The organism is Arthrobacter sp. zg-Y1219 (assembly GCF_030125545.1).
Lineage (GTDB): Bacteria > Actinomycetota > Actinomycetes > Actinomycetales > Micrococcaceae > Arthrobacter_B.
In genome coordinates, this window is record NZ_JASKLY010000004.1 from 25,419 (window position 1) to 43,927 (window position 18,509).

Sequence of the window (18,509 nt, forward strand, 5' to 3'; positions counted from 1 at the left end):
TCGGAGCCTACCCCGGTAGCCTTGTCTGTGCCCGCAGCATGCTTCCGTGTACGGCAGCCTGCTTCCCCACACGAAAGGGATGGTAACCGTCCGTTGCTGACCGCCGGAGAAATTGAAACATCGTCCATAAAGATCGAGAACTTTGACTGGCCCGGCCTGATCCAGGCCGGTGTCATTATTCTGATCGGCCTGCTTGTCTGGACGGCAGCAACGTTCCTGATCAACCGTGTTGTCCAGCGCGCCCAGAAGGGCTACGCGCTCTTCAGCTCCTCGAAGCTGAAGTGGGCCGCGCCGGTCATGCGCAACCTGGACAAAAAGCGCCGGGCGCAGCGTGCGGACACGATTGGCGCGCTCCTGCGCAGTGCAGTCAGCCTGTTCATCTGGACGACAGTGATCATCATGGTCCTCCAAGCCGTCGGCATTGACGTCGCGCCCCTCATCGCAAGCGTGGGTATTGTCGGCATCACCCTCGGTTTCGGTGCGCGCGAGCTCATCCGCGACGCCCTGGCCGGATTCTTCATTACCATTGAAGACCAGTACGGCATCGGGGACGTGATTGAGGTCGGCGACACCATCGGAACCGTCCAGTCAGTGGGCATCCGGATCACCCGGATTGTCGATGCCCGCGGCGTCATCTGGTACATCCGCAACGGCGAGCTGGCCAAGGTCGGCAACCGGTCCCAGGGCAACTTCTCTGATCCGGCCGGTGAGCCGGAGCAGAGCCCGGCAAAGGCTGCCGACGCCGCCGCACCTGCAGCTGCCGCGCCTGCCGCACCCATTTCCTCCGCCTCGGCTTCCAGCAAGGGAGACTCATTGTGACCACCCCGGCAACACCTTCCGAGAACCGGCCCCCGCTGCCTGTGTCCCCCGTACCTCCGGCAGCCTCCCGGCTGCCGCTGTCAGGCCAGCCGGGATTTTCCCAGCCGACCTACACCGAGAACTTCTTTGAGGCCGTCGGCGGGCACGAAACCTTCACTAAGCTGGTCGACGCTTTTTACGACGGCGTCGCCGACGATCCGCTCATGCGTCCCATGTATCCCGAAGAGGACCTGACCGCGGCCAAGGAGCGCCTGCAGCTGTTCCTCGAGCAGTACTGGGGCGGCCCGCGGACCTATTCTGACCAGCGGGGACACCCGAGGCTGCGGATGCGCCATATGCCCTTTACCGTCACGCCCCAGGCCCGGGATGCCTGGCTCAAGCACATGCGGGCTGCCGTGGACACCCTGGAACTGGCTCCGCTGCACGAGGCAACACTGTGGGACTATCTGGAGCGGGCCGCCCACTCCATGGTCAACTCCGCCTAGCTCCCGTGCTCTGGTTCCCCGGCGCGGGAGCCTCCGACGCTCAGAATTCCAGGACGGAAGCCGAACGCACCAGTACATGGCCGCGGGGCATGCTCAGCCGGGTCCACCGGCCGCACCTGAAGGTCGCTGCGCTGCCGCCGGCAGCGCTGCCCTCTCCGGGGAGGAAGCCAAGCGTCAGCGCCGCGAACGCCGCTCCGGCGGGAATGGCAGCAGCGGTATCCGGCAGAGGCCGGCCCCAGACGGCGCCGCGGGCGGTATTGACGACGGGCGCCCCGGCACTGGCGGGGACCAGTGCAGCGACTTCCCGGATGCCCCGGTGCGCCGCCTGCTCCAGCAGCTTGAAGGGAACATCGTCGCCGCGTTCCCATCCGCTGCGCGGCGCGCCCACGCCCGTCCAGCTCTCGGTGACGGTCATGGGCGGCACCGGAAGCACCGTGTCGGTTTCACCCATTCGTGCCAGCCGGTCGGCAATGGAAGCCAGGGACACGACGGTGTCGAGGCTGGCCGGCTCGGCCAAGGGCATGGTGCGCATTCCCAACACCGTGGGGAGGTCCTCCCCCAGCGCCCGCGGCCGCAGAACGCAGACGTAGGCGGCCAGCACGGCGCCGACGGCCTGCAGCCGCACCGCGCCGTCGTCGGCGGCGCGGGAACGGATGACGAAGGTGCGAAGATCCGCGGTGACCTGCGGGTCGGCGAGGACCAGTCCGGTCGGAGGTGTTTCGGGCCGGGCGGTCATCGGTTTGCTCCGCTCGGCTCGGCGGCACCCGTGCGGTCCGGCACGGCATTGCCGCCCCGGAACGGGACCGGTTCCCCTCGCCAGCTCTCCAAAACCCGGATCTGCAGATCGGACAATTGCTGCGGACGGCCGCTTTCAGCATCGGCCATCACCAGTGTGCTCTGCGCGTAGGCATAAACCCGGCCGCCGTCGTCGTCGGCAATCCGAAAGCCGTACGTCAGGCTGGAACTGCCGATCCCGGTCACCCAGATGTCCACCCAGACGGGCTCCTGCCGGTATACCAGCGGGGACCGGTATTCGATTTCCTGCCGTGCCACCACCGCCATCCCGGCCCGGGAGGTGAGGGAACGGAAGCTCTGCCCGCCGGCTTCGGGGAATAGCTCCTCCCCCAGCGGCATCAGGCCCAGGCGCACGCGCGCCTCTTCCAGGAACTGGACAAAGCGCACATTGTTCACGTGCCCGTTGGAATCCTCGTCGCCAAAGCGCAACTGGATCGGAAAGCGGTTGATAGGCATGACCCCATCCTCTCAAACCTGCGGGGCAGCGCGGTAAACGCCCGGCTTGGGTCTTGTCGGCGGGGCGTCTAATCTCGAAGAGGGAACCGGCACCCACGCGGCCCCTACATCTGAGCTTTTCCGAGGAGAATAACCCCCCATGGCGCTAGACGACACCGTCGATCCCACTGCTTCCCTGCTGAGTCTGCTGACCCTCAGCCCTGCGGACGGCACGCAGACGGACGAGGACAGTTTTGTCGGCGGATCACGGCCGGAACCGCAGAAGCGGGTCTTCGGCGGACAGGTCCTGGGACAGTCGCTGGTTGCCGCTACCCACACGGTGGAGCCCGACCGCCTGATGCACTCCATGCACGCCTATTTCCTGCGCCCCGGAGACACGGAGGTTCCCATCACCTTCGGTGTCGAGCGGCTGCGCGACGGCCGCTCATTTTCGGCCCGCAGAACGCATGCCTATCAGAACGGCGTTCCCATCCTGTCCATGATCGCGTCCTTCCAGGTGCCCGGCGAGGGGCTGGATCACCAGGTGGAGATGCCGGAGGGTATTCCGGAGCCGGAGTCCCTGCCCACCACGGCGGAGCTGCTGAAGGGCATTGATCATCCGGTGGCCAAGGCCTGGTCCCACCAGCGGCCGATGGATATCCGGCACGTGGAAAAGCCCGTGTATTTCGAGGCAGGACCGGACAAGGTTGCCCGCAACGCCGTCTGGATGAAGTCCTTCGGCCCGCTGCCCGATGATCAGAACCTGCACCGCGCCGCCCTGGCCTACGCCAGCGACTACACGCTGCTCGAATCGGTCCTGCGCCGGCACGGGCTGGCCTGGTCCGCCCGGGGCATGTCCATCGCCAGCCTCGACCACGCCATGTGGTGGCACCGCCCGCTGCGCGTGGATGACTGGCTGCTGTACGTCCAGGAATCCCCCAGCGCCTCCGGCGCCCGCGGCCTGGCCAGCGGCCGGATCTTCAACCGGGCCGGCGAGCTCGTCGCCACCGTCGCCCAGGAAGGCATGGTCCGGGTTCCCGACCAGCCCTAGGGTTTCACCAGATGCAAAGAACCCGCTCCGTTTGCACGGAGCGGGTTCTTTTTAGCTTCTTTCAGTTCGCAGGCACGAACCGGGTTCTGCCTAGTCGCGCGTCAGACGGCGGTGGGTGACCCGGTGCGGTTTGGCTGCATCCGGCCCCAGGCGCTCGATCTTGTTCTGCTCGTAGGCCTCGAAGTTACCCTCGAACCAGTACCAGTTCGCGGGGTTCTCTTCGGTGCCCTCGTAGGCCAGGATGTGGGTGGACACGCGGTCCAGGAACCACCGGTCGTGAGAGACCACCACGGCGCAGCCGGGGAATTCCAGCAGGGCGTTCTCCAGGCTGGAGAGCGTTTCGACGTCGAGGTCGTTAGTGGGCTCATCGAGCAGAAGCAGGTTTCCGCCCTGCTTCAGCGTCATTGCCAGGTTCAGGCGGTTGCGCTCACCACCGGAGAGCACACCGGCCTTCTTCTGCTGGTCCGGGCCCTTGAAGCCGAACGCGGAAACGTAGGCACGGGACGGCATTTCGACCTGGCCAACCTGGATCCAGTCGTGGCCATCGGACACAACCTCCCACAGGCTCTTTTCCGGATCGATGCCGCCGCGGGACTGGTCAACGTAGGAGATCTTGACGGACTCGCCGATCTTCAGCTCACCGCCGTCGAGCTCTTCCAGGCCGACGATCGTCTTGAACAGCGTGGACTTACCCACACCGTTCGGACCGATCACGCCAACGATGCCGTTGCGCGGCAGCGAGAAGGACAAGCCCTCGATGAGCTGGCGGTCGCCGTAGCCCTTCTGCAGGTCCTTGGCTTCCAGCACCAGGGAGCCCAGGCGCGGGCCCGGCGGAATCTGGATTTCTTCGAAGTCCAGCTTGCGGGTGCGGTCTGCCTCGGCAGCCATTTCCTCGTACCGGGCCAGACGGGCCTTGGACTTGGTCTGGCGCCCCTTGGCATTGGAACGGACCCAGTCCAGCTCCTCGGTGAGGCGCTTGGCCAGCTTCTGGTCCTTCTTGCCCTGGACCTCCAGTCGTGCCCGCTTCTTTTCCAGGTACGTGGAGTAGTTGCCCTCGTACGGGTAAAGATGTCCGCGGTCCACTTCGGCGATCCACTGGGCAACATGGTCCAGGAAGTACCGGTCGTGGGTCACGGCCAGGACGGCGCCGTGGTAAGCCGACAGGTGCTGCTCGAGCCAGAGAACGCTCTCTGCGTCCAAGTGGTTAGTGGGCTCATCGAGGAGCAGCAGATCCGGCTTCTGCAGCAGAAGCTTGCACAGCGCTACGCGGCGGCGCTCACCACCGGAGAGAAGTGTGACGTCGGCTTCGGGCGGCGGGCAGCGCAGCGCGTCCATGGCCTGCTCGAGCTGGGAATCAATATCCCAGGCATCGGCAGCGTCAATGGCTTCCTGCAGCTTGCCCATTTCGTCCAGCAGGCTGTCAAAGTCAGCGTCCGGCTCGGACATTGCTTCTGAAATTTCGTTGAACCGCTGGATTTTCGCATAGATCTCGCCAACGCCCTCCTGGACGTTGCCGAGTACGGTCTTTTCCTCATTCAGCGGCGGCTCCTGGAGCAGGATGCCCACGGAGTAGCCGGCGCTGAGCCGGGCCTCACCGTTGGAAGGGGTATCCAGTCCGGCCATGATTTTGAGGATGGTGGACTTACCCGCACCGTTGGGACCCACCACGCCGATCTTGGCACCGGGGTAGAAGGACATGCTTACGTCGTCGAGGATAACTTTGTCGCCAACGGCCTTGCGGGCCTTGGTCATCGTGTAGATAAATTCCGCCATACAACCAAGGCTAGTGCGTCAACGGCAATAAGTGCCATTTGGGCCCGACCCGCCCACGCTCCGGGCCGGCTGGGCGGGCGGGCGGGGGCATCCGGGCGGGGGGCGAGCCGGGCGACGGAGCAGGCGAGCCGGCCGCGCACCAGGACCAGGGGATGCCAACGGCTAGCCGTCGAACCTGGCAAGGGTCTTAGCACTGACCTCACAAACAAGGGTCTTAGCGCTGATCCCCCACAAAGCAGAATCCCGAGTCCAGCACCGGAAGAACGGTAACGGCAACCTTTCCGTCACGCACCTCGCCGAAGAGGCATTCACCCTCGCTCACCGTTGCGCCGCGAATGGAATCCACGGCAAGACCGGTGGGCGTGATGTCCAGGGAGACCTCCACGGAGTCTTCGGGGAAGCCAGCCGCACCGAAAGCCTGGCGCACCGCTTTCGCACCGGGGCTGGGCTGCGAAGCGGCGAGCGCTGTCAGGGACGCCGTCAGGCTGTCGGCAGGCACCTCTGAAACCACGGGGATCCCTGTGTTCAGCGCTCCGTCAGCCTGCATCGCGGATGACGCTGCAACATCCGGGTGCCCTGCAGGAGCTGGAACAGCTGAGGGCTCCGCAACCGCCGGCGCTGCCGGGACCGCGGCCGGAGCAAGCAGCGCCGCGGATCCGGCCAGCAAAACGGTGAGGGTCAACCGGGAAAGCCTGCCGGTACGGCGTGCGGGAATCATCCGCTCATTGTGCCATGCCCCCGCCCGGATGCCTCAGCGACGACGAACGGGTCGTCGGGGCCTCCGCCTGCGTCCTCATGAGTGGTGTCTCCATCACCGGCTGCACCGGCAAGCTCCCCGGTCTCCAGGTCCAGGTCCGCGGGAAGGTCATCAGTTGCCGGTTCTTCCCCGGCGGAGGCATTGGCTGCGGCGCGGTCCTGGACGTTGCGCCGGTAGTTGGCGGTTCCCCACATCAAGTCGTGGCCGACGCTCTCGGCATCGATATCGACGGTGGTGCCGCTGCGTCCGTCGTCCAGCGCCCACTGACGGACTTTCAGCCGCCCGGTCACGATCACGCGGTCTCCCTTGTGAATGCTGAACGCCGAGTTTGTTGCCAGCTGCCGAAACAAACTGACGGAATACCAATTGGTTTGGCCGTCAACCCAGCTTCCGGCTTCACGGTCATAACGCCGCTCCGTGGTGCACATCCGAAATCCTGCAATGGCGAGTCCGCTGTCGGCGGTGGTGCTCCGGACCTCCGTGGCTACATAGCCGCGGACGGTGATGGTGTCGCTCATGCTGTTCCCTGCCTGCCTCTGAGTGATTCCCGTAAGTGAAATCCTGAACCGGACGGGTTCCGCCCGCACGGAAAAGTCTGGCTTCGGCAGGCCGCCAGCGGGGCCCCGGCGCCGGCAATTGTGGATTGCCGGCCGGGTCCGGCCGGGTACGAGTGGCTGTGGAGGACTCTTGCCCGTGCAGTGGGTTCCGGTCTTGCGGTGCGGAACCGCGGCTTGGGAGCGGGAGGTGAGAACTTAAAAGAAAAAGGCCGACGCCCCAACCGGCAGCGGTGCACTGCAAGTTGGGACATCGGCCAATGAGTGCCCCCGGCAGGATTCGAACCTGCGACCAAGAGATTAGAAGGCTCCTGCTCTATCCCCTGAGCTACGGAGGCGACCTGTCGATGATACTACGCAGCGCCGGTGATACAGCGACGCAGCGTGCCGGCTCCGCTGCAGGGCCGGTCCGGGTTCGACAACCACACGGCCTTCCGGATTCACCGCAGTGGGCTCCCGCTCCCCTCTTAGAGATCAGCCGGCTAGTGATCCAGCCGGCAAGAATTTCCGGGCAGCTGCATCCAAAGACCTGTCTCCACAAGTAGAGGAGGTGTAAGCAACACCACATCTTCGCCGACCGGCGGAGAAGACTACCAAGGAGACACCATGCGTAAGACCGTCACCGCCCTTGCAGCAGCAGCAGGCTTGACTGCCGGAGTCGGATTCCTGACCCCTGCTGCAGCAGCGGACACCGCCCAGCTCTCCGTCCTGCATGCTGTACCCGACACCACGGTTGATGTGTACGTCAACGGGGCACTCACCCTCGACGATTTCACCCCCGGAACCCTCGCCGGTCCCCTCGACCTGGCCGGCGGCAGCTACGAGCTGGCCATCACCGCCCCTGACGCCGCTGACGCCTCCGCGCCAATCATCGGACCAGTGACCGTGGACCTGGCCGCCGGCGGAAACTACACCGCCGTTGCCAACCTCGACGCGTCCGGAGCCCCCACCGCAAACTTCTACACCAATGACCTCTCCACTGTGGCTCCGGGCAAGTCGCACCTGACGGTCCGGCACACCGCGGCGGCTCCCGCCGTCGACGTCCTGGCGGGCGGTTCTCCCGTGATCAGCGGGCTGGAGAATCCGGGTGAAGAGACTCTGGCGGTCGACGCCGGAACCATCTCGGCTTCAGTGGCGGCCGCGGGAACCACCGAGCCGGTTATCGGTCCGGCAGACCTGACGCTGCCCGAAGGCACGCATACGTTTGTTTACGCCTGGGGTTCGCTGGCGGACGGAAACCTCGCCCTCGCATCCCAGACCGTTCACGGCATGGAGTCGGCGCCGAACGCGGTGCCGGGTGCGCTGGCCACGTCGAACGACGGCCAGGCCCTCGCAGCCGGAGGCATTGCGGTGATGCTTTTGGCCGGCGCCGCCGTGGCGGTGCGCCGCAGCAGTACAGCGGCCGCTTCCCGCCGGTAGCAGCGGCACCCGGGGTTCCAAGGCACACGGGAATCTCATGCCCCGGGATTTATGTCCGGGAACCAACCCCGGAACAACAGCAGCGGGGCCGGGCCGCCGGCGGATCCATTTGCCGGCCGCCGGTTCCGCTGGCCCCGCTCTGCAAACCCCCAGTCCCCGCAGCACAGCTCCGAAAGGTTCCCAGAATGACCCGACCCGCACCCAGCCGCCGCCGTCTGTGGGCCGGTGCTGCACTCGCGGCCGCGTTAGTCGCCGGCTCCACAGCCTGTGGCCAGGAAGCGGCTGACGAGCCGACGTCGGCCCCTCCTGCCGCCGCCCCCGCATCGCCCGCCCCGTCCCCAACCGCGGCCACTCCAACCGCGGCCGCTCCAATCGACATCCGCCCGGCAGTTCCGGAACCCGCCGTCAGCATCCCGCGTCCGGTGCGCGTTCAGGTGGAAGGAACGGGAATTGACCTTGAGGTCATTCCGGGAGGAGTGGAGGCAAACGGTGCAATGGCCCTGCCGGACAACCACGACCAAGCCGCGTGGTACCGCTACGGTCCCGCACCCGGTGCGGAAGAAGGCTCCAGCGTCCTCGCCGCACACGTGGATTCGCGCACCGAGCAGCTGCCGATCGCCGGACTCAAGGACGTGCCCGCAGGAACCGTCGTAACCGTCACCCGGGAGGACGGTTCAGTGCTGCGGTACGCCGCCGAAGGTGTGGACCACATCGCCAAGAAAAGCCTGGACGGCCATCGACTTTTTGACCGCACGGGAGAACCGCGGCTGAAACTCGTCACCTGCGGCGGACAGTGGCTGGAGGCACAGGATGACTACGAAGATAACGTGGTCCTGACAGCGGCACCGGTATCATAGGCAAAACTGCCGATCCGAGGGGCGGGCCGGATGGCCGCGCCGCATTGGACCGGATTCCCGAGACCAGGAGACCGCACTCGATGCCAGCCGGTTCCGTTGAGCAGGACGCGGCCCTTGACCGCGCCTTCGCCTCCGGCAGCCAGACGGCCCTCGCTGAGGCCTACCGCCGGTTCGCTCCCCTGATCCGCTCGCTCGCGCTCCGGCGCCTGGCTGATTCTGCTGCCGCTGACGACGTCGTGCAGGAAGTCTTCATTCGGGCATGGAAATACCGTGCCAGCTACTCCCCCGAACTGTCCGGTCTCCTGTCCTGGCTGGTCGGCATTACCCGCAATGTGGCCCTCGGCATGGGCGCCTCACGGATCCGCGAGGCGAACGTCTGGGAGACCGCGGCCTCCCAGCGCCGGGAAGAAGCCGACGACGGTGTCGGCAATCCGGATCGGGTTGCCGACAAGGTGGTCATCGATGCGGAACTGGACCGGCTCGGCGAACCGCAGGGCTCAATCCTCCGACTGGCTTTCCACGAGGACCTGACCCACCAGCAGATTGCCGACCGGCTCGAACTGCCGCTGGGGACCGTTAAGAGCCATATACGCCGAAGCCTCGTTCATCTGAGGCAAAGATTGGAGGTCAGTGATGCAGCACCTGCCTGATGACGCGCTCACCCTCCTGGCGTTGGGTGAGCCCGCCACCGACGAGGAAACCGCCCACTTGGAACAGTGCCCGCGATGCCGGGCCGATTTTGGTTCCTTCTCCCGGGTGGTTACCGCTGCCCGCCGGACAAGCACCCAGGAATCCGGCAGCGGCCGGCAGCCGGCCTATGCGCCGCCGGAACGGGAGGACCCCTCCGATGCGGCCCTGCAACCTCCGGCACCCTCCGTGTGGGCAGGCATTCACCAGGCGCTCAACCTCGACGAAGAGCTGCGGGAAGACCCGCTGTCCTCCCCAGTGCCGTCCCTTGCCGCTGCCCGGCGCCGGCGCACCGTCACTTGGCTGGCCGCTGCGGCAGCCGCCGTCGTCGTCGCCGGAGCAGGGACCTGGGGTGCGCTGCGCACAGTGGATTCGTTGCCCGGCCCCGAACCGGTTGCTTCGGCGGACCTGGCACCCCTCGCGTCCTACTCCGAGACGGGCAGCGCCGTCGTGGATCAGCTGCCGGACGGCCGGCGCGAACTCGTGGTGACCTCCGGCAGCGACGCCGCCCAGGGCTACCGGGAGGTCTGGCTCCTGGCACCCGACGCGCAGTCGATGGTCAGTCTCGGCGCGATGGCAGGCACCGAAGGGCGTTTTGAGCTGCCCGCCGACCTGGATCTGAACCGCTATCCGGTGGTGGATATTTCGGACGAGCCGTTCGACGGCGACCCCGCGCACTCCGGGAATTCAATCCTGCGCGGACAGCTGGATCTTTAGTTCATGCTTCTTGGGGGACGTTTTTAGTGGATGTGGTTCTTTAGTGGATTTCGGTACTGTCGGATCCGTCATAACGCAGTGGTGGTCCAAGGTCGCTGACGGTTTTTCGCGCGGCGCTCCCCTGGAGGTCGCTTGGCCGGTCCTGCTCCTGATCGCCGCCGCCGCTGCGGCACTCACCGTTCCCCGGCCCGTGTGGCGTTGGTTCGGCCTGTTCGTGACGTTCGTCCACGAGCTCGGGCATGCGTTTGCCGCCCTGATGACCGGGCAGGTGGTGAAGGGCATCGAGCTGCGATTCGATCATTCCGGGCAGATGCGCAGCATGGGACGCAGCCGCTTTGCCGCTGCCTGGACAGGGTTCTGGGGCTATCCGGTTCCGGCCGTTACCGGCGCGCTCCTGGTCTGGGCCGCCTTCTCCGGCTGGGCCGGATTTGCGCTGTCCGCCGGTGCCCTGGTGCTGCTGGCCGCGCTGCTGTTCATCCGCAATGCCCAGGGTCTGCTGATTGCCTGCGGCTGCGCCGCCGTTTCGGTGATGCTGGTGTGGTTTGCCACGCCTTTTGCCGTTTCGTGCATCACGCTGGCGGTGGGAATTGCCCTCCTGGCGGGCGCCGTCCGGGACTGGCTGAACGTCCTGAGCGTCCACACCCGGCGCAGGCGGTCCCTGCAGAGCTCGGACGCCTACATCCTCTATCAGCGCACCGGCGTGCCGTCGGCACTGTGGCTGGCAGCGTTTGCTGCCGTGATCACGGCGTCAGTGGCTGCGGCACTCTGGTGGGCCCGCCCCGCGGCCGGCTGGTTGTCCTGAGCGCTGCGCTGAGCCACGGATCTCCCGGTCACTCCTCCGGCAGGGTCACCCGCAGTTCCAGCCGGTGCTGGCCGTCGGGTTCCTGCGTGAAGTGGGCCTTCCCGGCGATGCCGGCGAGCCCGTCAGTGCCGGAGCCGGGAATAATGTGGCCGGAGCTGGCGGTCGCGGTTCCTTCGGCGACGCCCCAGTGCTGGATGACCATGGTGCCTTCCCGCCCGGCAATGGATCCTGCGAACACCTCGGAGCAGACATAGCCGGCGCCGACGGCGTTTCCGGCCATGATCAGGTCCGCCACACTGGTGCCCAGGATGTCGCCTTCAAAGATCTTCACTGCGCGGACTGTGGAGAGTTCGCTGTTGGTTCCTTCCACCTGATAAGGCGTCGGTTCCCATTCCGAGACATCAAAATCTGCCGTAATTACGTGTTCTGTTCCGTCGGTCATCCTTCCAGTATCCCGTGTCCGACGGCGGATTGCATGCCGCGGCGCGGCCGCCGGTAGCCTTATCGCTGTGTCCGAACAGGACACGGCACCTGCATCACCTAAGGAGAACCACCCGGAATGTCGCAGAAATTGGCCCCTTTGCAGGAGCGCTTCATGCACCGCAAATCGTTATGGATTTGCTTCGCTGTGGTCCATTTAGTCTTCTTCGCAGCGTTGTCGTCGCTCATTTTCTCCGGCGGCGTGCTCAGCGACATCATCTTCTACCGGCAGTGGGCCTTCGACGGCATCGAGAACGGCATTTGGCAGGGCATCAGTGCGGACTGGGTCTATCCGATCGGAGCACTGATTCCCATGCTCCTGGCCGCCGTGCTGGGCTGGGGCCCGTATCAGCTGGTCTGGTTCCTCATCTTCACGGCGCTGAACGCCGCTGCCGTGGCCGTTCTGAGCAAGCCGGGAACCCCGGTCCGCTATGCGGCTTCGTATTGGTGGCTGCTCATCACCGGGCTGCTGGGCCCGGTGGCTGTGGGCCGAGTGGACGGCCTTACGGCACCTCTGGTGGTCATCGCGCTGCTGCTGCTGGCCAAGCGTCCCGTCGTGGCTTCGGCCCTGCTGGCGTTCGCCACCTGGATGAAGGTCTGGCCGGCGGCGGTGATCCTGGCGGTCCTGGTCACCTGGCGCCGCCGCGGAACGCTGCTGCTGACCGGCGCGGCTGTATCCCTTCTCATGGCCGGAGTTGTGGTCGCCGGCGGCGGAATCTCCCACCTGCTGTCCTTCATTGGCGCCCAGGGTGCCCGCGGCATGCAGATGGAGGCCCCGTTCACGACGCCCGGGCTGTGGCAGGCGATTCTGGGCGGATCCGATGCCTACATTTTCGAGGACAAGCTCATCAACACGCGCGAGGTCCGCGGTGCACTCGGCGAGCCGGTGGCCGCGCTCATGATGCCGCTGCTGGCGCTGGCGGCCCTCGCCGTCGTCGTCCTGCTTCTGTGGGCCATGCGCCGGGGAGCCGACGCCGGGCAGCTGCTCATCGCCGGATCGCTGGCGCTGGTGGCCGCATTCATCGTGTTCAACAAGGTGGGTTCGCCGCAGTTCATGCTGTGGCTGGGCGCCGTGGTGGCCGTCGGAGTGGCCTGGGAGGGCCGCAGCTGGCGCGTCCCGGCGATCCTGATGCTGGTCATCGCTCCGCTGACCACACTGGTTTACCCGATGTTCTACGCTGCGCTGTACAACGACCTGAACGTGGTTGTGGCGCTGCTGCTCACGGTCCGCAACATCCTGCTGCTGGTCCTCTTCGTCTGGTCGCTGGTGCGGATTGTCCGCCTGACCAAGGCAGGCGGCGCCGGCCGCCTCAGCGCACCCGGAGTTCGCCCGGAGACGGCTCCGTAAGCTTTCGCTGGAAGAGGACCTTCGTCTTGCGGTCCAGGAAGATCAGATACAGCGCGAAGCCCAGCGCCGTCACGGCAGCAATCTGCCTGGCGGCGCTGAGGCTGAAGTCGAAGTAGGGCCAGATGTCCAGCTGGTCGCTGATCGCGTAAACCATGAAGAACGAGACCAGGAGGTAAAGCGTTTTCACCTGCCAGTCGTTGCGGATTCCGGTGACGGCAAACAGCGGAATCAGCCACACCACGTACCAGGACTGGATCATCGGCGCGAGCAGGACGACGGCGGCAAACGCCAGGGCCAGACGGCGCACCAGCCTGCTGTACTCGCCCACGAACATGTGCCAGAGCACGATCACGACGGACACGACCCGGCCGACGGTGTGCACGATGTCGGCAAACGTCCAGCCGGGAAGGCCGAGGGCATTGCCCAGGGTGGCGACGAGCATGCCGAGGAAGCCGACCGGTGCGTACCAAATCCAGACGCTGCCGGGAGTGCTCAGCGCACCGACCCAGCCAAAGCCGAAACCGTTCACGATGCCCATGATCCACAGGATGCCCAGGGAGATTCCGGCGGTCATGAACCAGTAGAGGAATTTGCGCGGCCAGGAAGCGCCCTTGCCCGCCCACATCAGGCCCACGAAGGGCAGCAGGATGACGGTGATCGGCTTGATGCCAATGGACAGCGTGATCAGCAGGATGCCGGGAAGCGCACGCTTGGTGGCGGCTAGGTACAAGCCGGCCAGGGCCAGCCCGATCATCAGGGCGTCATTGTGGATGCTGGCAATGAAGGTGGTCAGGAACAATGGGTTGGCCGCCGTCAGCCACAGGGCGCGGTTGGGGTTGATGTTGTGCAGTTCGGCGAGCTTGGGAACGTAGTAGACGCACAGCGCCACACCGATCAGGGAGATCAGCCGAAAGAGCAGGATCGAGAACTCCGGCTGGCCGTCGGTGATGCCGACGACGAGTTCCTCCAGCCACAGGAACACCGGGCCGTACGGCGTGGGGCTCTGCGCCCACAGATCGTCGGCGCCGGTCTGCAGATAATTGGAAATCTGCGAATAGCCGTCCTTGTACGGATTCAGCCCGCTGACCATGACCAGGCCCTGCGCAATGTAAGCAAAGACATCGCGGCTGAAGAGCGGCAGTGCCAGGCACATCGGACCGCCCCAGGCAACGATCGCCTTCAGCACCACCGGCCGGGTTTCCGGCCCCCAGGACGTGATGCGCTGCCCGAGCCTCAGCCACGAACGGACGAGGAGCATGCCGCCCAGTGCCAGCAGGAAGACGGCAAGCACGGAGCCCTCCGGCTCAAACCGGAGCCACATGATCACCGGGTTGCGGCGCAGGTCATAGGAAGCCAGGGACAGCCATCCGACACCAAGCGAGCCGGCAAGCATCATGATGGAACCGACGAGGCCCTGGATGATCGCGACGTTCGGATTGTTGGCTTTCGCGATCTCCGTGTCCGGAGACGAAGGCTCGGTCGCGGGGACCTGGGCGGTCATCTGCGTGGTTCCAATCTTTGGGTTTGTACGGTTACCCAACGGCGTGGCGGCGCGGGCCTGATTTCACGGCGAAGGCCGGATTTCACGAGCTGCAGTCACCAGCAGCAAATCAGCGTGGCCGACGGTACCGTACAACCAGCACCGATGCACCGCGGCGAGGACCGTCAGTAGCCCAAATATTAGCATCGCAGAGCGCGCAAATCCGGGATGGTGCGGACGCGCCGGAGCCGGAACACAGGTATGCGGGGTGCGTCACATACACCGACATCCGTTTGGATCATCAACGCAAGGCGGTATGGGCTGTGGGGCGCCACCGGGCAGACAGTGAAGACAGACAGAAGCACGACGACGGACCGCAGGTTCCGGTGCCGCAGCGCAGGCGCGGAGACAGCGAGGAACCCGTTTCGACACTGCGACCTGTCAGCAGCGAGGCACTGCGTCCGCGCCGCAGCTCCGGCCGCCGCTCCAAACCTGCAGCCACCGACTCCGCGGCGCCGAAGCCCTTCCGGAAGCCCTCGCAGAAGCCCGCCCAGATCAATTACGATCTGCTCGGCTGGGGCTTCTTCCTGACCGCCACAGCAGCCACAGCCATGGTTTGGGTCGGCGTCGACTGGCCCGTCACTGCCGCATCCGCCCTCTTGCTTCTCCTGGCCTTTGCGGCCGTCTGGTACGCCTCGTCGACTCCTTCGGGCGCCGTGACCGTCCCCGTTGCGGATCCTGCCCCGGCCCCCGCGGCTCCGGTCCAGACTGTGGAACCGGCAACACCTGCAGCACCTGCTGCTGCAACGCTGACGGCACCGACGGCATCAGGAGTTGCTGCGGCTGCTGCGGACTCAGCCGACACCGAGGAGCCCGCGGAAAGCCGCTGGACACGCGCCTTCGGCCCGCCCGAAACCGGCCAGCTCCCGATCCAGCGACACAACGCCGCTGCCGCCTCCGCCGTCGTCGTGCCCGCTGCTCCCGACGCCGACTCTCCGGACCGCAGGCAGCGCAGCCACTCCGGCCTCTGACGCTCCAGCTTCTGATCCTCCGGCCTTGGAACCTCCGGCACCGCCGAAGGCACGGATTCTTCGGTGCATGCATCGCAACACAGCGCGCCGCGCGCTGCCGGAGCCAAGCGGTACATTGGTTCTGTGCCAATAACTAATGAACGCATTGTCTGGATTGACTGTGAAATGACCGGGCTGGACATCACGAATGACGCCCTGATCGAAGTGGCAGTCCTGGTGACCGACTCCGAGCTGAATATTCTGGGGGACGGGGTGGACGTCGTCATCCGTCCCGATGACGCCGCCCTCGCGCAGATGGGTGACTTTGTGCGGAACATGCACACCACCTCCAAGCTCCTGGATGAACTGCCGAACGGCATGTCCATGGCTGAGGCGGAAGCCCAGGTGATTGACTACATCACCAAGTGGGTTCCGGAGCCCAAGAAGGCGCAGCTGGCCGGGAACTCAGTAGGCACTGACAAGATGTTCCTGGCCCGGGACATGCCCGAGGTCATCGATTACCTGCACTACCGGATCATCGATGTCTCCACCATCAAGGAACTGGCACGCCGCTGGTATCCCCGCGCGTACTTCCAGGCGCCCGCTAAGACGGGAAACCACCGGGCGCTGGGCGACATCGTGGATTCCATCAACGAACTCCGGTACTACCGCCAGGCCGTTTTTGTGCCGGCTCCGGGACCGGACTCGGCCACAGCCAAGAAGATCGCCGCGGGCATCATCGAGGACATCAAAGGTTAGCTCGGTCACATTTGGGCCACCCGGCCCGAACTTGGTCAGGACTACCCGAAAAACCGTGTAAGCTTGATTCCGCTGCCCCAGATAAATGAGTTTGCAAAGACCACTCGCCTGGACTTTGGAAATATGTTATCCGGGGCACATGGTGGGTATAGCTCAGTTGGCAGAGCGCCTGGTTGTGGTCCAGGAGGTCGCGGGTTCAACCCCCGTTACTCACCCCAATGAAGTTGGCAGGACCAGCTTCACAAAGGCCGCCCCGGTTTGATTCGGGGCGGCCTTTGTTGTGTTTGACTGTTATGAGGTGCTCCGGCCCGCCGCAGCGACCGCAGCGCAGCGCCGCAGCAAGCCAATGAACCACCGGCCACCGCCGCTGAAAATCAGTGTGGCCAGCCAATGAGGAGACGCCGCCTTGGAGCGCAGCTTGTTCGAAGAAGACCATGAGCTTTTCCGCGACCTCGCCCGGGAATTCAACGCCCGCGAGGTTGCCCCCGGGTATGCCCGGTGGGACGCCGAACACATGATGCCCCGGCAGCTGTGGACGGCCGCCGGCGAACAGGGCCTGCTCGGCCTGGCCGTTCCGGAAGAGTTCGGCGGCGCCGGCATGCCCGACTACCGCTTCCGCGCCGTAATGGATGAGGAATTCGCGAAAGCCAACCACCTCGCGGTCGCCCTGGCGTTCCACCTGCACGACGACATGGTCCTCCCCCACCTGCTGGCCTACGGCTCCGACGACCTCAAGGAACGCTGGCTGCCGGACATGGTCAGCGGCGCCAAGGTCACCTCCGTGGCCTGGACGGAGCCCGGTGCCGGCAGTGACCTGCGCGGCATCCGCACCAAGGCCGTCCGCGCCGACGACGGCGGCTGGCGCCTGAGCGGCCAGAAGACCTTCATCGGCAACGGAATCAGCGGCGATGCGTCCCTGGTCCTGGCCCGCACCGACGGAAGCACGGGCCGCGGCGGCAGGGACTCGTTCAGCATGTTCATGGTGGAAAAGACTGAGGGCTACGTCACCGGCGGGCAGCTGGACAAGATGGGGCTGAAAGCCTCGGACACCGCCGAGCTTTTCTTCGACAACGTCCTTGTTCCGGAGGGGAACCTTGTCGGCGAAGTGGGCCGCGGCCTGGAGTACGCCGCCGGCCAGCTCCCCCAGGGCCGGCTGGCCATCGCCGTCGCCTCCTCCGCCGTCGCCCGGCAGATCTATGAAGCCACTGTCGAGTACACGAAGAACCGCAACGCCTTCGGTGAACGGGTTGCCGACTTCCAGAACAGCCGCTTTGCCCTGGCCGACATCCTCACCGAGGTTGAGGTCACCGAGGCATACGTGGACTCAGCCATTGGAGCGTTCAACGAGGGAAAGCTGGACGCCGTCTCCGCGGCCAAGGCCAAGCTCTGGGCCAGTGAACGCGTCAAGTCCATCACCGACCGCTGCCTGCAGTTGCACGGCGGCTACGGATACATCCTCGAGTACCCGGTGGCGCAGGCGTTCCTCGCCGCACGGCTGCTGACCATCTTCGGCGGCACCTCCGAGATCATGCGCGAAGTCATCGGCCGGCAGATCACCGCCTAGCCGCCGCGCTTTCCGCACCCGCACTTCTTGCAGCACCAGCACCGCCCGTCCTACAGAAAGACAGCCATGACAGTCCGTCCCATCGTCATCCACGGCGAACCCGTCCTGCACCGCCGCGCCGCTCCGGTGGAAAAGTTCGACGACGAACTGCGCACCTTGGTCGCCGACATGTACGAAACCATGGACGCGGCCAACGGCGTCGGACTGGCAGCTACGCAGGTGGGCGTGGGGCTGCGCCTCTTTACCTTCGCTTTCCAGAACGACGACGATGCCCCCGACCGCGGCGTCGTCGTCAATCCCGTGCTCATCACCTCCAAGGTTCCCGGCTCCGCCCCGGACCCCGAAGAGGACGCTGAAGGCTGCCTGTCGGTGCCCGGCGAGAATTTCCCCGTGAACCGCGCTGAATGGGTGAAGATTTCCGGCTTCGACGAAAACGGCGCGCCGGTGGAATTCGAGGCCACCGACTGGTTTGCCCGCGTCCTGCAGCACGAGTACGACCACTTGGACGGCAAACTCTATGTGGACAAGCTCAACGACCGGTGGAGCCGCAAGGCCCGCAAGGTGATCAAGGCCCACGGCTGGAACGTTCCGGGGCTGACCTGGATGCCCGGCGTCGACCCGGATCCGTTCGGCCACTAGGAAACCAACCGCCGAAATGGCAGAAGGGGGGCGTCACCCCGCGGGGGAGCGCACCAGATTGCCCGTAGAGGGGGGGAA

The 18,509-nt window shown here is 65.6% G+C and carries 20 protein-coding genes and 2 tRNA genes; 14 read left to right on the plus strand and 8 right to left on the minus strand.

Translation table 11 applies throughout. From position 1 onward, the window contains the following. Nucleotides 1-93: 93 nt before the first annotated feature. Both QNO00_RS02890 and QNO00_RS02895 read left to right on the plus strand, forming a co-directional pair. Nucleotides 94-819, plus strand: a complete 726-nt coding sequence (locus QNO00_RS02890; protein ID WP_284023570.1) for a mechanosensitive ion channel family protein — start codon at nucleotides 94-96, stop codon at nucleotides 817-819. Nucleotides 820-890: 71 nt separating this feature from the next. Beyond that, on the plus strand, nucleotides 891-1,304 hold the full coding sequence (locus QNO00_RS02895; RefSeq protein WP_269439166.1) for a globin: 414 nt from the start codon (nucleotides 891-893) through the stop codon (nucleotides 1,302-1,304). 40 nt (nucleotides 1,305-1,344) lie between these two features. On the opposite strand, the gene QNO00_RS02900 is transcribed toward QNO00_RS02895, so the two are convergent. Further along, nucleotides 1,345-2,040 (minus strand): DUF8185 domain-containing protein, encoded by a 696-nt coding sequence (locus QNO00_RS02900; protein ID WP_284023571.1) that lies wholly within the window; start codon nucleotides 2,038-2,040, stop codon nucleotides 1,345-1,347. Then, nucleotides 2,037-2,555, minus strand: coding sequence for an acyl-CoA thioesterase (locus QNO00_RS02905; RefSeq protein WP_284023572.1), 519 nt, complete (start codon nucleotides 2,553-2,555; stop codon nucleotides 2,037-2,039). The genes QNO00_RS02900 and QNO00_RS02905 overlap by 4 nt, the downstream gene beginning before the upstream one ends. A gap of 139 nt (nucleotides 2,556-2,694) precedes the next feature. Here QNO00_RS02905 and QNO00_RS02910 point away from each other — a divergent pair, with 139 nt between their 5' ends. Continuing rightward, a complete protein-coding gene (locus QNO00_RS02910; RefSeq protein WP_229965403.1) occupies nucleotides 2,695-3,585 on the plus strand; it encodes an acyl-CoA thioesterase in 891 nt (296 codons plus the stop codon). Between the two features lie 90 nt (nucleotides 3,586-3,675). Here the strand turns inward: QNO00_RS02910 and ettA are convergent, their stop codons facing one another. The 4 genes from ettA to QNO00_RS02930 form a co-directional block, all read right to left on the minus strand. After that, nucleotides 3,676-5,358, minus strand: coding sequence for an energy-dependent translational throttle protein EttA (ettA, locus tag QNO00_RS02915; protein WP_229965402.1), 1,683 nt, complete (start codon nucleotides 5,356-5,358; stop codon nucleotides 3,676-3,678). A 214-nt stretch (nucleotides 5,359-5,572) separates the two neighbouring features. Beyond that, complete coding sequence (locus tag QNO00_RS02920) at nucleotides 5,573-6,076, minus strand: DUF6993 domain-containing protein (RefSeq protein WP_284023573.1); 504 nt, start codon at nucleotides 6,074-6,076, stop codon at nucleotides 5,573-5,575. Next, the gene (ssb, locus tag QNO00_RS02925) at nucleotides 6,073-6,633 is read right to left on the minus strand and encodes a single-stranded DNA-binding protein (RefSeq protein ID WP_284023574.1); all 561 of its coding nucleotides are present in this window, start codon (nucleotides 6,631-6,633) and stop codon (nucleotides 6,073-6,075) included. Before ssb ends, QNO00_RS02920 begins: the two co-directional genes overlap by 4 nt. Nucleotides 6,634-6,934: 301 nt before the next feature. Continuing rightward, a tRNA-Arg gene (locus QNO00_RS02930) sits at nucleotides 6,935-7,007 on the minus strand. 268 nt (nucleotides 7,008-7,275) lie between these two features. Between QNO00_RS02930 and QNO00_RS02935 the strand changes: the two genes are divergently transcribed. The 5 genes from QNO00_RS02935 to QNO00_RS02955 all read left to right on the plus strand — a co-directional run bounded on the left by QNO00_RS02935 (nucleotide 7,276) and on the right by QNO00_RS02955 (nucleotide 11,151). Then, nucleotides 7,276-8,088 carry a DUF4397 domain-containing protein gene (locus QNO00_RS02935; RefSeq protein WP_284023575.1) on the plus strand — a complete coding sequence of 271 codons (813 nt, stop codon included), beginning with the start codon at nucleotides 7,276-7,278 and terminating at the stop codon, nucleotides 8,086-8,088. Nucleotides 8,089-8,273: 185 nt separating this feature from the next. After that, the gene (locus QNO00_RS02940) at nucleotides 8,274-8,945 is read left to right on the plus strand and encodes a class F sortase (RefSeq protein WP_284023576.1); all 672 of its coding nucleotides are present in this window, start codon (nucleotides 8,274-8,276) and stop codon (nucleotides 8,943-8,945) included. Between the two features lie 80 nt (nucleotides 8,946-9,025). Then, nucleotides 9,026-9,595 carry an RNA polymerase sigma factor gene (locus tag QNO00_RS02945; RefSeq protein WP_284023577.1) on the plus strand — a complete coding sequence of 190 codons (570 nt, stop codon included), beginning with the start codon at nucleotides 9,026-9,028 and terminating at the stop codon, nucleotides 9,593-9,595. Further along, the gene (locus QNO00_RS02950) at nucleotides 9,579-10,349 is read left to right on the plus strand and encodes an anti-sigma factor (protein WP_284023581.1); all 771 of its coding nucleotides are present in this window, start codon (nucleotides 9,579-9,581) and stop codon (nucleotides 10,347-10,349) included. The genes QNO00_RS02945 and QNO00_RS02950 overlap by 17 nt, the downstream gene beginning before the upstream one ends. A gap of 43 nt (nucleotides 10,350-10,392) precedes the next feature. Beyond that, the gene (locus QNO00_RS02955) at nucleotides 10,393-11,151 is read left to right on the plus strand and encodes a M50 family metallopeptidase (protein WP_284023578.1); all 759 of its coding nucleotides are present in this window, start codon (nucleotides 10,393-10,395) and stop codon (nucleotides 11,149-11,151) included. 28 nt (nucleotides 11,152-11,179) lie between these two features. On the opposite strand, the gene QNO00_RS02960 is transcribed toward QNO00_RS02955, so the two are convergent. Further along, nucleotides 11,180-11,593 carry a DUF3224 domain-containing protein gene (locus QNO00_RS02960; protein WP_229965395.1) on the minus strand — a complete coding sequence of 138 codons (414 nt, stop codon included), beginning with the start codon at nucleotides 11,591-11,593 and terminating at the stop codon, nucleotides 11,180-11,182. A 153-nt stretch (nucleotides 11,594-11,746) separates the two neighbouring features. Between QNO00_RS02960 and QNO00_RS02965 the strand changes: the two genes are divergently transcribed. Beyond that, nucleotides 11,747-12,979 carry a glycosyltransferase 87 family protein gene (locus QNO00_RS02965; protein WP_284023579.1) on the plus strand — a complete coding sequence of 411 codons (1,233 nt, stop codon included), beginning with the start codon at nucleotides 11,747-11,749 and terminating at the stop codon, nucleotides 12,977-12,979. Here QNO00_RS02965 and mptB read toward each other — a convergent pair. After that, a complete protein-coding gene (gene mptB, locus QNO00_RS02970; protein WP_229965393.1) occupies nucleotides 12,942-14,480 on the minus strand; it encodes a polyprenol phosphomannose-dependent alpha 1,6 mannosyltransferase MptB in 1,539 nt (512 codons plus the stop codon). The genes QNO00_RS02965 and mptB overlap by 38 nt on opposite strands. Before the next feature lie 302 nt (nucleotides 14,481-14,782). Between mptB and QNO00_RS02975 the strand changes: the two genes are divergently transcribed. The 5 genes from QNO00_RS02975 (at nucleotide 14,783) to QNO00_RS02995 (ending at nucleotide 18,431) form a co-directional block, all read left to right on the plus strand. Further along, on the plus strand, nucleotides 14,783-15,490 hold the full coding sequence (locus QNO00_RS02975; RefSeq protein ID WP_284023580.1) for a hypothetical protein: 708 nt from the start codon (nucleotides 14,783-14,785) through the stop codon (nucleotides 15,488-15,490). Nucleotides 15,491-15,613: 123 nt separating this feature from the next. After that, complete coding sequence (gene orn / locus QNO00_RS02980; protein WP_284015751.1) at nucleotides 15,614-16,228, plus strand: oligoribonuclease; 615 nt, start codon at nucleotides 15,614-15,616, stop codon at nucleotides 16,226-16,228. Nucleotides 16,229-16,370: 142 nt separating this feature from the next. Next, nucleotides 16,371-16,446 (plus strand) — tRNA-His (locus QNO00_RS02985). Between the two features lie 188 nt (nucleotides 16,447-16,634). Further along, a complete protein-coding gene (locus tag QNO00_RS02990) occupies nucleotides 16,635-17,792 on the plus strand; it encodes an acyl-CoA dehydrogenase family protein (protein ID WP_229965391.1) in 1,158 nt (385 codons plus the stop codon). 66 nt (nucleotides 17,793-17,858) lie between these two features. Then, entirely contained in the window at nucleotides 17,859-18,431 is a 573-nt protein-coding gene (locus QNO00_RS02995; protein ID WP_229965390.1) for a peptide deformylase, read from the plus strand. Nucleotides 18,432-18,509 lie beyond the last annotated feature (78 nt).